At 59.3% G+C, this 12,399-nt stretch carries 13 protein-coding genes; 8 read left to right on the top strand and 5 right to left on the bottom strand.

Annotated elements, in window-relative coordinates:
• Positions 1–7: 7 nt before the first annotated feature.
• Entirely contained in the window at positions 8–718 is a 711-nt protein-coding gene (locus CWI66_RS06795) for a 16S rRNA (uracil(1498)-N(3))-methyltransferase (protein ID WP_100731276.1), read from the bottom strand.
• A 135-nt stretch (positions 719–853) separates the two neighbouring features.
• Here CWI66_RS06795 and phaR point away from each other — a divergent pair, with 135 nt between their 5' ends.
• The 5 genes from phaR (at position 854) to CWI66_RS06770 (ending at position 4,456) form a co-directional block, all read left to right on the top strand.
• Positions 854–1,318, top strand: a complete 465-nt coding sequence (gene phaR, locus CWI66_RS06790; protein WP_016916575.1) for a polyhydroxyalkanoate synthesis repressor PhaR — start codon at positions 854–856, stop codon at positions 1,316–1,318.
• Between the two features lie 104 nt (positions 1,319–1,422).
• Positions 1,423–2,715, top strand: a complete 1,293-nt coding sequence (gene purD / locus CWI66_RS06785; protein ID WP_100731275.1) for a phosphoribosylamine--glycine ligase — start codon at positions 1,423–1,425, stop codon at positions 2,713–2,715.
• 34 nt (positions 2,716–2,749) lie between these two features.
• A complete protein-coding gene (locus CWI66_RS06780) occupies positions 2,750–3,190 on the top strand; it encodes an acyl-CoA thioesterase (protein WP_016916577.1) in 441 nt (146 codons plus the stop codon).
• The gene (locus tag CWI66_RS06775; protein ID WP_100731274.1) at positions 3,190–4,062 is read left to right on the top strand and encodes a phosphoribulokinase; all 873 of its coding nucleotides are present in this window, start codon (positions 3,190–3,192) and stop codon (positions 4,060–4,062) included. The genes CWI66_RS06780 and CWI66_RS06775 overlap by 1 nt, the downstream gene beginning before the upstream one ends.
• Before the next feature lie 52 nt (positions 4,063–4,114).
• Positions 4,115–4,456 (top strand): histidine triad nucleotide-binding protein, encoded by a 342-nt coding sequence (locus CWI66_RS06770; protein WP_039182057.1) that lies wholly within the window; start codon positions 4,115–4,117, stop codon positions 4,454–4,456.
• Positions 4,457–4,705: 249 nt separating this feature from the next.
• Here CWI66_RS06770 and ettA read toward each other — a convergent pair whose 3' ends face one another.
• The 4 genes from ettA to CWI66_RS06750 form a co-directional block, all read right to left on the bottom strand.
• A complete protein-coding gene (ettA, locus tag CWI66_RS06765) occupies positions 4,706–6,367 on the bottom strand; it encodes an energy-dependent translational throttle protein EttA (RefSeq protein WP_016916580.1) in 1,662 nt (553 codons plus the stop codon).
• A gap of 566 nt (positions 6,368–6,933) precedes the next feature.
• The gene (locus tag CWI66_RS06760; RefSeq protein WP_016916581.1) at positions 6,934–7,146 is read right to left on the bottom strand and encodes a PA3496 family putative envelope integrity protein; all 213 of its coding nucleotides are present in this window, start codon (positions 7,144–7,146) and stop codon (positions 6,934–6,936) included.
• 219 nt (positions 7,147–7,365) lie between these two features.
• Positions 7,366–7,803, bottom strand: coding sequence for a PAS domain S-box protein (locus CWI66_RS06755; RefSeq protein WP_081192212.1), 438 nt, complete (start codon positions 7,801–7,803; stop codon positions 7,366–7,368).
• A 183-nt stretch (positions 7,804–7,986) separates the two neighbouring features.
• Positions 7,987–9,300: an MFS transporter gene (locus tag CWI66_RS06750; protein WP_100731273.1), complete on the bottom strand. Its 1,314-nt coding sequence runs from the start codon at positions 9,298–9,300 to the stop codon at positions 7,987–7,989.
• Between the two features lie 111 nt (positions 9,301–9,411).
• Here CWI66_RS06750 and CWI66_RS06745 point away from each other — a divergent pair, with 111 nt between their 5' ends.
• The 3 genes from CWI66_RS06745 (at position 9,412) to CWI66_RS06735 (ending at position 12,387) form a co-directional block, all read left to right on the top strand.
• Complete coding sequence (locus CWI66_RS06745) at positions 9,412–9,681, top strand: SelT/SelW/SelH family protein (RefSeq protein WP_016916584.1); 270 nt, start codon at positions 9,412–9,414, stop codon at positions 9,679–9,681.
• Positions 9,678–10,565, top strand: a complete 888-nt coding sequence (locus tag CWI66_RS06740) for a DMT family transporter (protein WP_100731272.1) — start codon at positions 9,678–9,680, stop codon at positions 10,563–10,565. Before CWI66_RS06745 ends, CWI66_RS06740 begins: the two co-directional genes overlap by 4 nt.
• Positions 10,566–10,848: 283 nt before the next feature.
• On the top strand, positions 10,849–12,387 hold the full coding sequence (locus tag CWI66_RS06735; RefSeq protein WP_100731271.1) for a TolC family outer membrane protein: 1,539 nt from the start codon (positions 10,849–10,851) through the stop codon (positions 12,385–12,387).
• Positions 12,388–12,399: the final 12 nt, after the last annotated feature.

The following is a 12,399-nucleotide window of genomic DNA, read 5'->3' as shown; positions in this document are numbered from 1 at the left end:
GGGTGAGTCAGAACAGCCGTGCCAGCAGCGCCGTCACGGCGGTTTCTACTCTCAGGATGCGCGGGCCCAGGTGCATGCCCTTGCATCCTGCTGCCAGCAGTTGCTCGACTTCCCATTCGATAAACCCCCCCTCTGGCCCCACGAAAAGTGCACAGGGCTCGTCGATGCCGCGTGGGCAGGCGTCGGGCATGCCAGGGTGAGCGACGAGTCCCCGTCGCTCGTGTAGTACGCCGTTCAGGTGATCTTCCAGAAAAGGGCGAAATCCCTTGCACAGCGTGACCTGCGGGAGCTGCGTGTCGCGTGCCTGCTCCAACCCGAGCAGGAGATGCTGGTGCACCTTTTCTGGGCGTAGCTCCGGCGATTGCCAGTAGCTTTTCTCCACCCGCTGGGTGTGTAGTAGGGTAATCTGTTTCACGCCTAGCGCGGTCACGTGCTCCAGCGTGCGGGCCAGCATGCGCGGGCGTGGCAGGGCCAGTACCAGATGTACCGGTAGCGGGGGCGGTGGAGGCGTTTCCAGCGGGCCCAGGTGGAAGAGGGCACCGCTGTCGCTCAGTTCGATCAGTTCGGCCTTGCCCATGTTGCCTCCCTGAACGCCCACGCTCAGCTGATCCCCCGGCTGAGCACGATGTACGTCGCGCAGGTGCGTCAAGCGGCGGGTGTCGGTCAGGCGGGCTTGTTGGCCGTTCACCTCACTGGGGTCGAGCAAAATCAGATTCATGATGGTCGTCTATTAGTCGTGGGCGGGCCGCGCATCGCGGCACTAATCCGTTAAGCTGGCTTGCATGGGCGTGTGTTGCAGGCACAATAGCAGCCATGGCGACAAAAGCCTTTATCGCGTTTAAGGAGATACGCTGTGCGCGTCATTCGTAAATATGCCAACCGCAGGTTGTACGACACACAACAAAGCCGCTACGTGACGCTGGAAGATTTGCGCCGTCTGATTATCGACGAAGAGCCTTTCCGTGTCGAAGATGCCAAAAGTGGCGAAGACCTCACGCGCACGATTCTACTGTCGATCATTATCGAACAGGAGCAGGCCGATAGTGAAGCGGAAGTGTTCTCCAACGACCTGCTGGCCCAGTTGATTCGCGTGTATGACATGTCGTCACCGCTGCCTCTGGCGCGCTATCTGGAACAGGGCACTCAACTGATGCTGGAGCAGCAGAAGCGCCTTCAGAGCCAGTGGCAGCAGGCCATGCGGCATACGCCCATGGAGTTCATGCGTGAACTGGCCGAGGAGAACATGCGCTTTTGGCAGAACACGCTCAACCAGCCTTCCACCAAGGAAGACGACGACCCAACGGATGGCAAGCCTTAGCTTCACAACAGCGCTGGGTTTCAGACAGCGCTTGGCGCCCCGCTAGCGGCTGCGTTATGGCATAATGCGCCCATCGATGCTCTCCTGTTTTGAGAAGGATACCCATGAAAGTTTTGATGATCGGTGGCGGTGGTCGTGAACATGCCCTTGCCTGGAAGCTTGCCCAATCCCCCCAGGTCGAGCAGGTGTTCGTAGCGCCTGGTAATGCAGGCACGGCCACGGAGCCCAAGCTGAGCAATGTGGCCATTGCCGCAACCGACCTGCCTGCGCTGGTGGCGTTTGCTCAGCAAGAGCAGATCGCCCTGACGGTCGTTGGCCCGGAAGCGCCGCTGGTGGAAGGGGTGGTCGATCAATTTCAGGCAGCGGGCCTGGCCATCTTTGGCCCTACCCAAGGGGCTGCTCAGTTGGAAGGCTCCAAGTCCTTCACCAAGGACTTCCTGGCCCGCCACGCCATTCCCACCGCCGACTACCAGACCTTCACGGCGGTCGAGCCAGCGCTTGACTACCTGGCCCGCATGGGCGCGCCCATCGTCATCAAGGCCGATGGTCTGGCCGCCGGCAAGGGCGTGATCGTGGCCATGAGCGAAGCCGAAGCCGAAGCCGCCATTCGCGATATGCTGGAAGCCAACGCCTTTGGCGATGCCGGTGCGCGGGTCGTCATCGAAGAGTTTCTGGATGGCGAAGAGGCCAGCTTCATTGTCATGGTCGACGGTGAGCATGTCGTGCCCATGGCCACCAGTCAGGATCACAAGCGTGCCTACGATGGCGATACCGGCCCCAATACCGGTGGCATGGGGGCTTACTCACCGGCGCCTGTGGTCACGCCCGAGGTGGATGCCCGCATCATGGAGCAGGTGATCCTGCCTACCGTACGAGGCATGGCTGAAGAGGGCAATGCGTACACGGGCTTCCTGTATGCCGGTTTGATGATCGACGCTGCGGGCCAACCCAAAGTGATCGAATACAACTGCCGCTTTGGTGACCCGGAAACCCAGCCCATCATGATGCGTCTGGTGTCGGATCTGGCGGAGCTTTGTCTGGCGGGCGCTAAAGGCGAGCTGGCAGGCAAGCAGTGTGAATGGGACAGCCGCGCGGCGGTGGGCGTGGTCATGGCGGCGGGCGGTTATCCCGGCAGCTATCGTAAAGGCGATGTGATTCACGGCTTGGCCGATGCCGAACAGGCCCAGTGCAAGGTGTTCCACGCGGGCACTGCCCTGACCGATGAAGGCGAGATCGCCACGGCCGGGGGGCGCGTACTGTGTGTCACGGCGCTGGGCGACAGCGTGTCGGCTGCTCAGCAGCAGGCCTATCAGGGTGTCAAGGCCATCCAGTGGGAAGGCGCCGAGTTCCGCCGTGATATCGCCTTCCGCGCCATTGCCCGGGAAGTGAATCACTAACGACCTCTTTCGTCACCCAAGCAGGAGAGCCGTCATGGAACGCGTTGCTATCGAATTTCCCGCAGACGCGGTGATCCACCGCCATACCCTCTCGGTGCGGGTGACCGACATGAACTACGGCCGCCACCTGGGGCATGATGCCCTGGTGTCGCTGCTGCATGAAGCCAGGGCACAAGCACTGGGTAGCCTGCACTTGCCCGAGTGGGACATGGGCGGCTATCCCAGCGTCGTGGTAGACCTGGCGATACAATATCAGCAGGAAGCGCGCTTCCCGGAGGTGCTGGTCATCGAGACGGCGGTGCCTGAACCGCAGGGCAAGGCACTGACTGTCTATCAGCGTGTCTTGAAGGAAGGCAGCGAGACCGTGGTGGCCACGGCCCGAATCAACAAGCTGCTGCTGGATCTGGGGGCGGGCAAGCCGGTGCCCATTCCTGACGCGGTGAAGCAGACACTCGCCGAGGCAAGGGGTAGCTGATGTCCCGAGAGTATCCCATCATTGCCATCACCGGCTCCTCTGGGGCTGGCACCACCACGGTGCGCCGTAGCTTCGAACGGATGTTTCTAAGAGAAGACGTTCACGCGGCCATGGTGGATGGTGATGCCTTCCATCGCTATACCCGCGATGACCTCAAGCGCATCTTCCGCGAAGAGCCCGAGCGCAAGGATGAGCTTTCTCACTTTGCCGTCGAGGCCAACTTGCTGGATCGTCTGGAAAGCCTGTTCGTCGAGTACGGTGAACACGGCACTGGCACCTATCGGCACTACATCCATGCAGAGGACAAGCAGAAGATCGAAGCCGGTTACCGAGTGGGCACCTTTACCGAATGGCAGGCACTGCCCTGTGGTACCGACCTGCTGTTTTATGAAGGGCTGCACGGCGGGTTGGTGACTCAGGAGTATGACATAGCTCGGCACGTGGATTTGCTGGTGGGCGTTGCGCCGACCATGAACCTGGAGTGGATTCAGAAGATCGATCGTGACACCAAGCTGCGTGGCTACTCACAGGAAGCGGTCATCGACACCATTCTGGGACGCATGGACGATTACGTGCGCTATATCCAGCCGCAGTTTTCGCGTACCCATATCAACTTTCAGCGCGTGCCTACCGTCGACACCTCCAACCCCTTCGAGGTGCAGGATATCCCGACCGATGCCGAGTCTTTCGTGGTGATTCGCTTTCGCGACCCCTCGACCGTGGATTTCCCCTGGCTGCTGGCCATGATCAAGGATGCGTTCATGACGCGGCCCCACACGCTGGTGGTGCCCGGTGCACGCATGTCGTTGGCGGTGGAGTTGATCCTCGCCCCGTTGGTTCGCCACCTGCTGGCTCAGCGCCGTTTCCGATAGGCGCGTTTAGCTGGCTCTTTTGACAATAACGCGCCATACCAAGGAGGCTGCGATGGAGTGCCTGTTTTGTAAAATCATCAACCGCGAGATTCCTGCGGATATCGTCTTCGAAGACGAGCATGTGCTTGCCTTTAACGATATTAGCCCTCAGGCGCCTACGCATCAGCTGATCATCCCTAAAAAGCACATCGCCACGCTCAATGACATTGCGCCTGACGACCTGCCGGTGATCGGCCGCTTGCAATATACCGCTGCCCAGTTGGCCAAACAGCAGGGATTTGCCGAAGACGGCTATCGGGTGGTCATGAACTGTAACGAAATGGGCGGGCAGACGGTCTACCACATCCATATGCACCTGATGGGCGGGCGCCAGTTCACTTGGCCTGCAGGCTAAGTCTAACGCGGGAGGCTCGCTTTGGCGGGCGAAGGGCGCCGTCAAGTGCCTTGGCAAAGTCAGCCATCGCGAGCTAAAGCTCCCTCCCACACCCACCATGCCAGGCACTAGTGGGAGGCCGCTTTGGCGGGCGAAGGGCGCCGTCAGGCGCCCTGGCAAAGTCAGCCATCGCGAGCTAAAGCTTCCTCCCACACCCGCCCTGCCAGGCACTGGGGGGAGGTCGCTTTAGCAGGCGAAAGGCGCCCGCGGTCAAGCGTCGATACGCTTGTACTTCATGCGCTTCGGCGTGTCGTTGCCGACTCGTTTCTTGTGATCTTCTTCGTATTCCGTGTAATTGCCATCGAAGAACACCACTTCCGAGTCGCCCTCGAAGGCCAGGATGTGCGTGGCGATACGATCCAGGAACCAACGGTCGTGGGAGATCACCATGGCGCAGCCGGGGAAGGCCAGTAGGGCTTCTTCCAGGGCGCGCAGTGTCTCGATGTCCAGGTCGTTGGAGGGTTCGTCCAGCAGCAATACGTTGGCACCCTGCTTGAGGGTTTGCGCCAGCTGCAGGCGCCCGCGCTCACCGCCCGACAGCTCATCCAGGCGCTTCTGCTGGTCGTTGCCCTTGAAGTTGAAGCGACCCACGTAGGCACGCGAAGAGACTTCGTAGCCGTTGATGTTGAGAATGTCCTGGCCGTCGGATACCGCTTCCCAGACCGTCTGCTTGTCGTCCAGCGCGTCGCGCAACTGCTCGACGTAGGCGATATCCACGGTTTCACCGATTACCACGTCGCCCGCATCTGGCTGCTCCTTGCCGGTGACCAGCTTGAACAGCGTCGATTTACCCGCGCCGTTACCGCCGACGATGCCGACAATGGCCCCCTGGGGAATGGTAAAGGAGAGGTCCTGGTAGAGCAGCTTGTCATCGAAACGCTTGGTGACGTTGTGGAATTCGATGACCTTGTCACCCAGGCGCGGGCCAGGCGGAATGTAGATTTCGTTGGTTTCGTTGCGCTTCTGGTAGTCGCCGGACTGCATCTCTTCAAAGCGATTGAGACGCGCCTTGCTTTTTGCCTGGCGGCCTTTGGCGTTGCTGCGTACCCACTCCAGCTCCTGCTTGATGGCCTTCTGGCGCGAGGCTTCCTGCTTGGCTTCCTGGGTCAGGCGCTGCTCTTTCTGCTCCAGCCACTGAGAGTAGTTGCCTTCGAAGGGGATGCCCTGGCCACGATCCAGCTCGAGAATCCAGCCCGCCACGTTGTCCAGGAAATAGCGGTCGTGAGTGATCGCCACGACGGTGCCGTTGTAGTCGTGCAGGAAGCGCTCCAGCCAGGCCACCGATTCCGCATCCAGGTGGTTGGTAGGCTCGTCCAGTAGCAGCATGTCCGGGCTGGACAGCAGCAGGCGACAGAGGGCAACACGGCGGCGCTCACCTCCGGAAAGGTTGCCTACCTTGGCGTCCCAGGGCGGCAGACGCAGCGCTTCGGCGGCCACTTCCAGCTTACGCTCGATGTTATGGGCGTCGGCGGCTTCGATGATGTTTTCGAGACGCGCCTGTTCGCTGGCGAGGGCATCGAAGTCTGCATCCGGTTCTGCGTAAGCGGCGTACACGGCATCCAGTTTCTGCTGAGCTTCCTTGAGGGCACCCAGCGCTTCCTCGACGGTATCTCGGACGTTTTTCTCGTCGTCCAACTGCGGCTCTTGGGGCAAGTAGCCCACGTTGATGCCGGGCATCGGACGAGCTTCACCTTCAAACTCTTTATCGACACCGGCCATGATGCGCAGCAGCGTGGATTTACCAGCGCCGTTCAAGCCCAGTACGCCAATCTTGGCCCCCGGGAAAAACGACAGCGAGATATCCTTGAGAATTTGCTTCTTGGGAGGCACGACTTTGCCAACCCGATTCATGGTGAATACGTATTGCGCCATGGAAATCCGTTAGGTTGTGGTAAAAGCGGGGCCAGCGGTGCTGGCTTGGTGTACAGATGATAGTGCCCAGCGCGGCTAAAGGCCAGCCGCACGGTACTGAGTCAGGTGAGCAGGATGAAACGAAAAAACGTACGGAAATGAAAAGTTCTACGCAGACTGGTTTGAATCTATTGGCCCCCCACAGGCAGGTTGGGGTGGCTACTCAGGCTATCCTGAACTCACAGGCCCCACCCCAGCCACTTTGCTGTTGTGGGAGGGGGCTTTAGCTCGCGACGATTCAGGTACCAGTGCCTGCCCAGACAGTCGCCCAATGAAATTGGCCTCCCACAGGCTGGCCTGGAGGCACTCACTGCTGCGGGAGGGGGTTGTTGTGGGAGGGAGCTTTAGCTCGCGACGATTCAGGCACCGGTGCCTGCCCAGGCCGTCGCCCAATGAATTGGCCTCCCACAAGCAGGTTTGGGTGGCTACCCAGGCTATCCTGAATCCATTACGCGCTGAATTAAATGAAAAGGGGCAATCCAATGATTGCCCCCTGTTCGAACGACAGAGCATCTACCCGTAAGGCGCTACTCTTCTTCGTCCCAGTCGTCTTTGATGGCACGCTGCAGGCGTCGCTCTTCTAGCCATGCTTCCACCTGGCGCCGTGCGCGCAGGGTGTCGGCCTTGCTGGGTTTGCTCTTGGCGTATTGATCGTCGTTGACCGCGTCCAGGTTGTCGAAGTCGTCGGCGTCCAGCCCGTCGCTGGTGTAGGTCTCACGATTCAAGGGGTCACGGCTCATGGTATGCCCTCCAACCCAGGCCGGCGCACCGGCATCACAACGGCTCCCTTCCGCAGGGAGCACCTAACGCTAAACAAGCGCCTAGGCGCTATATAACGCCAGTTGGGATGAAGTTCAAGCACAAACTTGCCTTGGCCGCCATTAAATCCCCCAGAGCTACCAAAATCCCCAGAGCTACCAAAATCCCCAGAGCTACCAACAGCAGCATGGCCACAAACGCTATTCGGCCAGCGCCTGCTGCTTTTTCAACGCTGCCAAAGCCAGCTGGGCTTCGACCCGTTCGGTGACGTCTTTCTGCACGCCGATGAAGTACATCAGGTTATCGGCTTCATCATAAACCGGCGTAATCGATAGCTCGTTCCAGAACATCGTGCCGTCTTTACGATAGTTGCGCAGCACTTCGCGAGAGGGGCGGCCATCCTGTAGGGCATCACGAATCGACGCGAGGGCATCCTGATCGCGGTCTTCGTTCTGCAGAAAACGACAATCTCGATACAGGATTTCGTCTGCGCTGTAGCCGGTCAGTCGTTCGAAGCCTTTGTTGACATAAATCAGAATGTTTTCGTCACCTTCCTGCTCTGCAACGACAATGCCATCTTCAGAAGCATCAACAATGCGTTCGAGTAACTCCGGGCTGATCAAGGGAGATCGTTTCATCAATGGATTCCTGTTGCTTCTCGTCATTCTAGCCGTGTCGCTGTTCGTCAGCGCGAGGCGCGTATAGGCAGGGTAGGCGATGCCACTTACCACTGATTACCGCTAGGATAGCAAAAAAACCACGTTACGCCGTGATTCCCGCCCATCATGGCGAGCGTTGCACGGGTTTGCAATCCTTGAAGATCACTCTGCTTCTGGAAGACGCTGAGCGCTTACCATGGCCCCGAGTGCCGTGGCCGCTAGCACCAGCAGCAATAGGCTGCTGCCAAGCCACTGGGCCAGCCCGCCAATCAGGCCGCCCACTGCCAGCATGAGCACTCCTGTGAAAGTGTTGGACAGCGCCACATAGAGTGCTCGGTTGTCCTGACTGGCCATATCGACCAGATAGGTTTTGCGGCCCAGGCGAACCCCATGGTGAATGATCATCAGCAGGGCATAAACGCAGGCGTAGGGCAGTACGCTGCGGGTCCACTCGCCCGGTAGCCAGGCAATGCCCGCGCCTAGGCAGCAACACAGAGCGGTACCGGCGGCAGCATCACGCATGACGCGGCGGCTGGAGTGGTCCGCGCGTTTGCCCCAGATGGGGCTGGCAATCATCGCTGACAACCCGGACACCACCACCATGATGCCTAGCCCGCCCAGCTCACCGCCGCTTTGTTGTTGGCCCAGCAGCGCCAGGTAGGGCAGGGCAAGCGCACTGGAAAGCAATAAGGCCCTGGCCAGATTGAAGTGCAGAAAGGTGCGGTCCTCACGCATCAGGGTGAGACCGAGTTTGATGCTGTCCCAGGCGTTTTCACCGCCTTCTACGGCGCCTGGCACCTCCTTGATGCGCGCTGCGCTGAACGCGTTGAGCAACCATCCCGCCGCCGCGACACATAACAATAGGGCCAGCGCCACGTTACCTGGGCGGTCACCGAACCACAGCAACACACCGCCCGCCGCCAGCGTGGCGGCACCTGCTACGCTGCCACTCCAGCCCATGAGGGTCCCTCGCCTGCGCTTGGCGATGGTCTTGCCAAGGACGTCCTTGGTGGCGATCGATGAGAGCCCTCTCGCTAATGACAGTACCACCAGCACCGCCAGCACCAGAAATCCGCCCAGCGTGCCACTTCCCCAGAGCGCCAGTAGCGCGAGGAACAGTGCGGCCAAGGCTTGAAGAAGCGCTCCGGTGACCCATACCCACTTGCGCTGAGGTTTCAGGCGGATGAAGCCTGCCACGAACAGCTGAGGCAGCAGCGCGCCAGCCTCACGGATGGGGACCAGCAAGCCCACCATCCACACTGGCGCACCGATGATGCCCATCAACCAGGGCAATACCAGCCTTGCACTGGAGAGTTCATCCGCCATCTTGTTACCCAATGCCGCCCATAGATGATGGAAAAAGTTACGCGGCTGCTCCTGGCAAGCGCCCTCGGGGATGTCGGCACACATACGGCTGTCGTCATCGCCCGTCAGCCACTCATAGAGACGCGTTTGTGAAACATCTGGCTGGGCCATGGGGTTCCTTGGCAGTTGCTAATATAAGATGACAGAATGCTTGATCAATATCATAGCGTAATCGACATGATAGTTTAGCTTGTCAGGGAATTGGCCGATAAGGAGTACGCCATGCCGCAGGTCCGGATTCACTACTGCACCCAGTGTCAGTGGCTGCTGCGCAGCGGCTGGTATGCCCAAGAGTTACTGTCCACGTTTGGTGAGCAGCTCGACCAGGTCGCGCTCGTGCCTTCCCATGGGGGCCGGTTTGAAATCTGGTGTGATGACACGCTGCTTTGGGAGCGCAAACGTGACGGCGGCTTCCCGGATATCAAGACGCTCAAACAGCAGGTACGCGATCACATCGACCCTGACCGTGACCTTGGGCACATCGACCGATGAGCCAGGATAGAGCGGCTATTCTGTATGGACTGGGGGCGGTCGCCCTTTGGTCGACGGTAGCGACCGCCTTCAAGCTGGCACTCTCCTGGATGAGCCCGTTAGAGCTAATGTGGCTAGCGGCGTTGGTGTCATGGCTGTTGATGGGCGCGCTGGTAGTTGCTCAAGGGCGCATGCAGCAGGCGCTCAGGTACGGCTGGCGCACGGCCTTATGGGCGGGGCTGATGAACCCCGTCGCGTATTATCTGGTGTTGTTTGCAGCCTACGACCGCCTGCCAGGCCAGGAGGCCATGGCCCTGAACTACACCTGGGCATTGGCCATGGCGTTTCTGGCGGTGCCTCTGCTGGGTCACCCGTTGACGCGAAGAGACATGGTGGCCGGGCTGATCGCCTATGCCGGGGTGTGGGTCATTGCGACGCGTGGACAGGTTTTCAACGTCGCCTTCGAGGATGGTTTAGGCGTTGCGCTGGCGCTTGCCTCAACGTTGTTGTGGGCACTCTACTGGCTACTGAATGCGCGAGATGCCCGGCCGGCGTTAGTGGGGCAGTGGCAAAACTTCAGTGTTGGGTTACCTGTTTTAACAGTTTTGTTACTTTTCGGGCCGGGGTTTCAGTGGCATGGTATGACCGCGCTGGCATCCGGCGTGTACGTGGGATTGTTCGAGATGGGCATTGCCTTCGTGCTCTGGCAGTTGGCGATCCACAAGGTTTCCCGGACTGCCAAGGTGTCTACACTGATCTTTCTCTCCCCGCCGGTCTCTCTGTTGTTGCTCTATATTGTGGTGGGCGAGCCATTACTGAGCTCGACGTTGACTGGTCTATTGCTGATCCTGGTGGGGCTGGCGCTTCAGCAGTGGCCGCGTAAGGAGTTACCTGCCTCTGGTTGAGTGTTTTTTCAGCGTCTTATTGTAAATTTTTGTGACTTTTGTTTTTATGGCTTGCGACTGGCGCTCAGACGTTTAATTTAAGCTAATATCAATTTGCTAAGGTTTTCTTGCTAGACAATACTTAGCCAATTGAGCGGAGCGCGGCAAAAATAAAACGCGATAGATGAGTCAGTGTCGGCGGGTAAGCAGCCAAGGGGGTGACAATGCAAAGTGTCCGCGTTGTTGCAAAGGAAAGGCTACTTGCTCATCTGCAGCGAGAAACGTTCATAAGGGATCCATGGCCATGAAGAACAACGCGACAACACCCACTTTTCTACAACGCGGCTTGCTCCCCGCAGCCGTGGCAACGCTCAGTTGCCTGCCGCTGACTGCGCTGGCTCAAAACCTGCCTTCCACGCTGTACGCGCCGGGCTCGACAGATGTGGTTAGTACCATTCAGCAAACCATCGTCAGCAATCCTCAGGTTAATGCCGCTTGGGCCAACTTTAGTGCAGCGGGTAGCGATGTGCGCGTGGCCAAGGGCAACTACCTGCCTTCCATCGATGTCTCGGCAGGCGTTGGACGCAGGGACCAACAGAACGATGGCCGGGGCAGCTATAACAGTGATTTTGCCGAGCTGACGCTGACCCAGATGGTCTTCGATGGTTTCGCGACGCGCAGTGAAGTGGAGCGTTTGGATCGTACGCGCTTGATTGCCTATTTCGAGCTGCTGGGGGCCAGTGAAAATATTGCCCTGGAAACCTTCCAAGCGTATCTGGATGTCATGCGTTTCCGTGAAATGGTGCGTTTGGCGCAAGATAACTACCGCGAACATCGCCGCGTGTTTTCGCAGATCGAAGAGCGCGCCCTTTCGGGTGCGGGCAGAGGGGTAGACCTGGCGCAAATCAGTGGTCGTCTGGCGCTCGCCGAGTCCAACCTGATGACCGAAGCCTCCAACCTGCATGACGTGACGGCGCGTTATCAGCGCCTGGTCGGCCAGCTGCCGCCTCAGAACATGACGCCTGCGCCCTCACTGGCGGCTGATTTACCCACGGATGTGAGCCAGGCCATTCAGATGGCGTTCCAGGGGAATCCTGAATTCCACGCTGCCATCGAGAATATTGCTGCCCAGCGGGCCGTGCAGAGCGCTGAGCGTGCTGCGTTTATGCCGCGTCTGGATATCCAGGGGCGTACCGGCACCAATAATCAAGACGACGCCATTTCAGGACGTCGCGACGAGCACAGCATCCAGCTGGTCGCGAGCATGAACCTTTACCGCGGTGGTGCTGACAGTGCTGCCTTCGAGGCGGCCACTACCCGTATCGAGCAGGCGGTCAATCAGCGAGAAGTGGCTTGTACCAACGTACGTCAGACCACACAAATTGCTTACAACGATACCCAGCGCATTGGCGAGCAGCTGCGCTATTTGAATGACCATCGCCAGTCCATCGACCGGGTCCGCGGTGCTTATCAACAGCAGTTCGATATCGGTCAGCGCACCCTGCTGGACGTGCTGGACAGCGAAAACGAGTTCTTCGAGGCCAGCCGTGCCTATGCCAACGCAGAGTTTGATCTGACGCTGGCCCAGGCCCGCACCTTGGCCGCCATGGGCCAACTAATGCAAACCCTGGACGTCGTCCGTGACGACATCCCCAGCCTGGCAGAGCTGGGCTACGAAGGCATGGCGCAGAATCCCGAAATGGCGTGTGGTACGGAAGGGCCGCGCGGGTTTACGCTGGAAGACTTCACTCGAGGTATCAGTGCCCAGTTCAGTCACGAGTTAACTAGCCAGTCACCGGTGTACGCGTCAGCAGCCACCTATGTGATGATGCCTGACGTCTAAGCAGTGCCGCTA

Origin of the sequence: Halomonas sp. 141 (genome assembly GCF_002810305.1) — a bacterium.
Taxonomy (GTDB): Bacteria; Pseudomonadota; Gammaproteobacteria; order Pseudomonadales; family Halomonadaceae; genus Vreelandella; species Vreelandella stevensii.
The sequence above is the reverse complement of the archived record's forward strand: the minus strand, read 5'-3'. Positions and strand labels throughout refer to the sequence as shown.

Bases quoted from the DNA above. Each gene is read 5' to 3' on its own strand.
- CWI66_RS06795 (WP_100731276.1), bottom strand. From the start codon at position 718: ATGAATCTGATTTTGCTCGACCCCAGTGAGGTGAACGGCCAACAAGCC.
- purD (WP_100731275.1), top strand. From the start codon at position 1,423: ATGAAAGTTTTGATGATCGGTGGCGGTGGTCGTGAACATGCCCTTGCC.
- CWI66_RS06780 (WP_016916577.1), top strand. From the start codon at position 2,750: ATGGAACGCGTTGCTATCGAATTTCCCGCAGACGCGGTGATCCACCGC.
- CWI66_RS06775 (WP_100731274.1), top strand. From the start codon at position 3,190: ATGTCCCGAGAGTATCCCATCATTGCCATCACCGGCTCCTCTGGGGCT.
- CWI66_RS06770 (WP_039182057.1), top strand. From the start codon at position 4,115: ATGGAGTGCCTGTTTTGTAAAATCATCAACCGCGAGATTCCTGCGGAT.
- ettA (WP_016916580.1), bottom strand. From the start codon at position 6,367: ATGGCGCAATACGTATTCACCATGAATCGGGTTGGCAAAGTCGTGCCT.
- CWI66_RS06760 (WP_016916581.1), bottom strand. From the start codon at position 7,146: ATGAGCCGTGACCCCTTGAATCGTGAGACCTACACCAGCGACGGGCTG.
- CWI66_RS06755 (WP_081192212.1), bottom strand. From the start codon at position 7,803: ATGAAACGATCTCCCTTGATCAGCCCGGAGTTACTCGAACGCATTGTT.
- CWI66_RS06750 (WP_100731273.1), bottom strand. From the start codon at position 9,300: ATGGCCCAGCCAGATGTTTCACAAACGCGTCTCTATGAGTGGCTGACG.
- CWI66_RS06745 (WP_016916584.1), top strand. From the start codon at position 9,412: ATGCCGCAGGTCCGGATTCACTACTGCACCCAGTGTCAGTGGCTGCTG.
- CWI66_RS06740 (WP_100731272.1), top strand. From the start codon at position 9,678: ATGAGCCAGGATAGAGCGGCTATTCTGTATGGACTGGGGGCGGTCGCC.
- CWI66_RS06735 (WP_100731271.1), top strand. From the start codon at position 10,849: ATGAAGAACAACGCGACAACACCCACTTTTCTACAACGCGGCTTGCTC.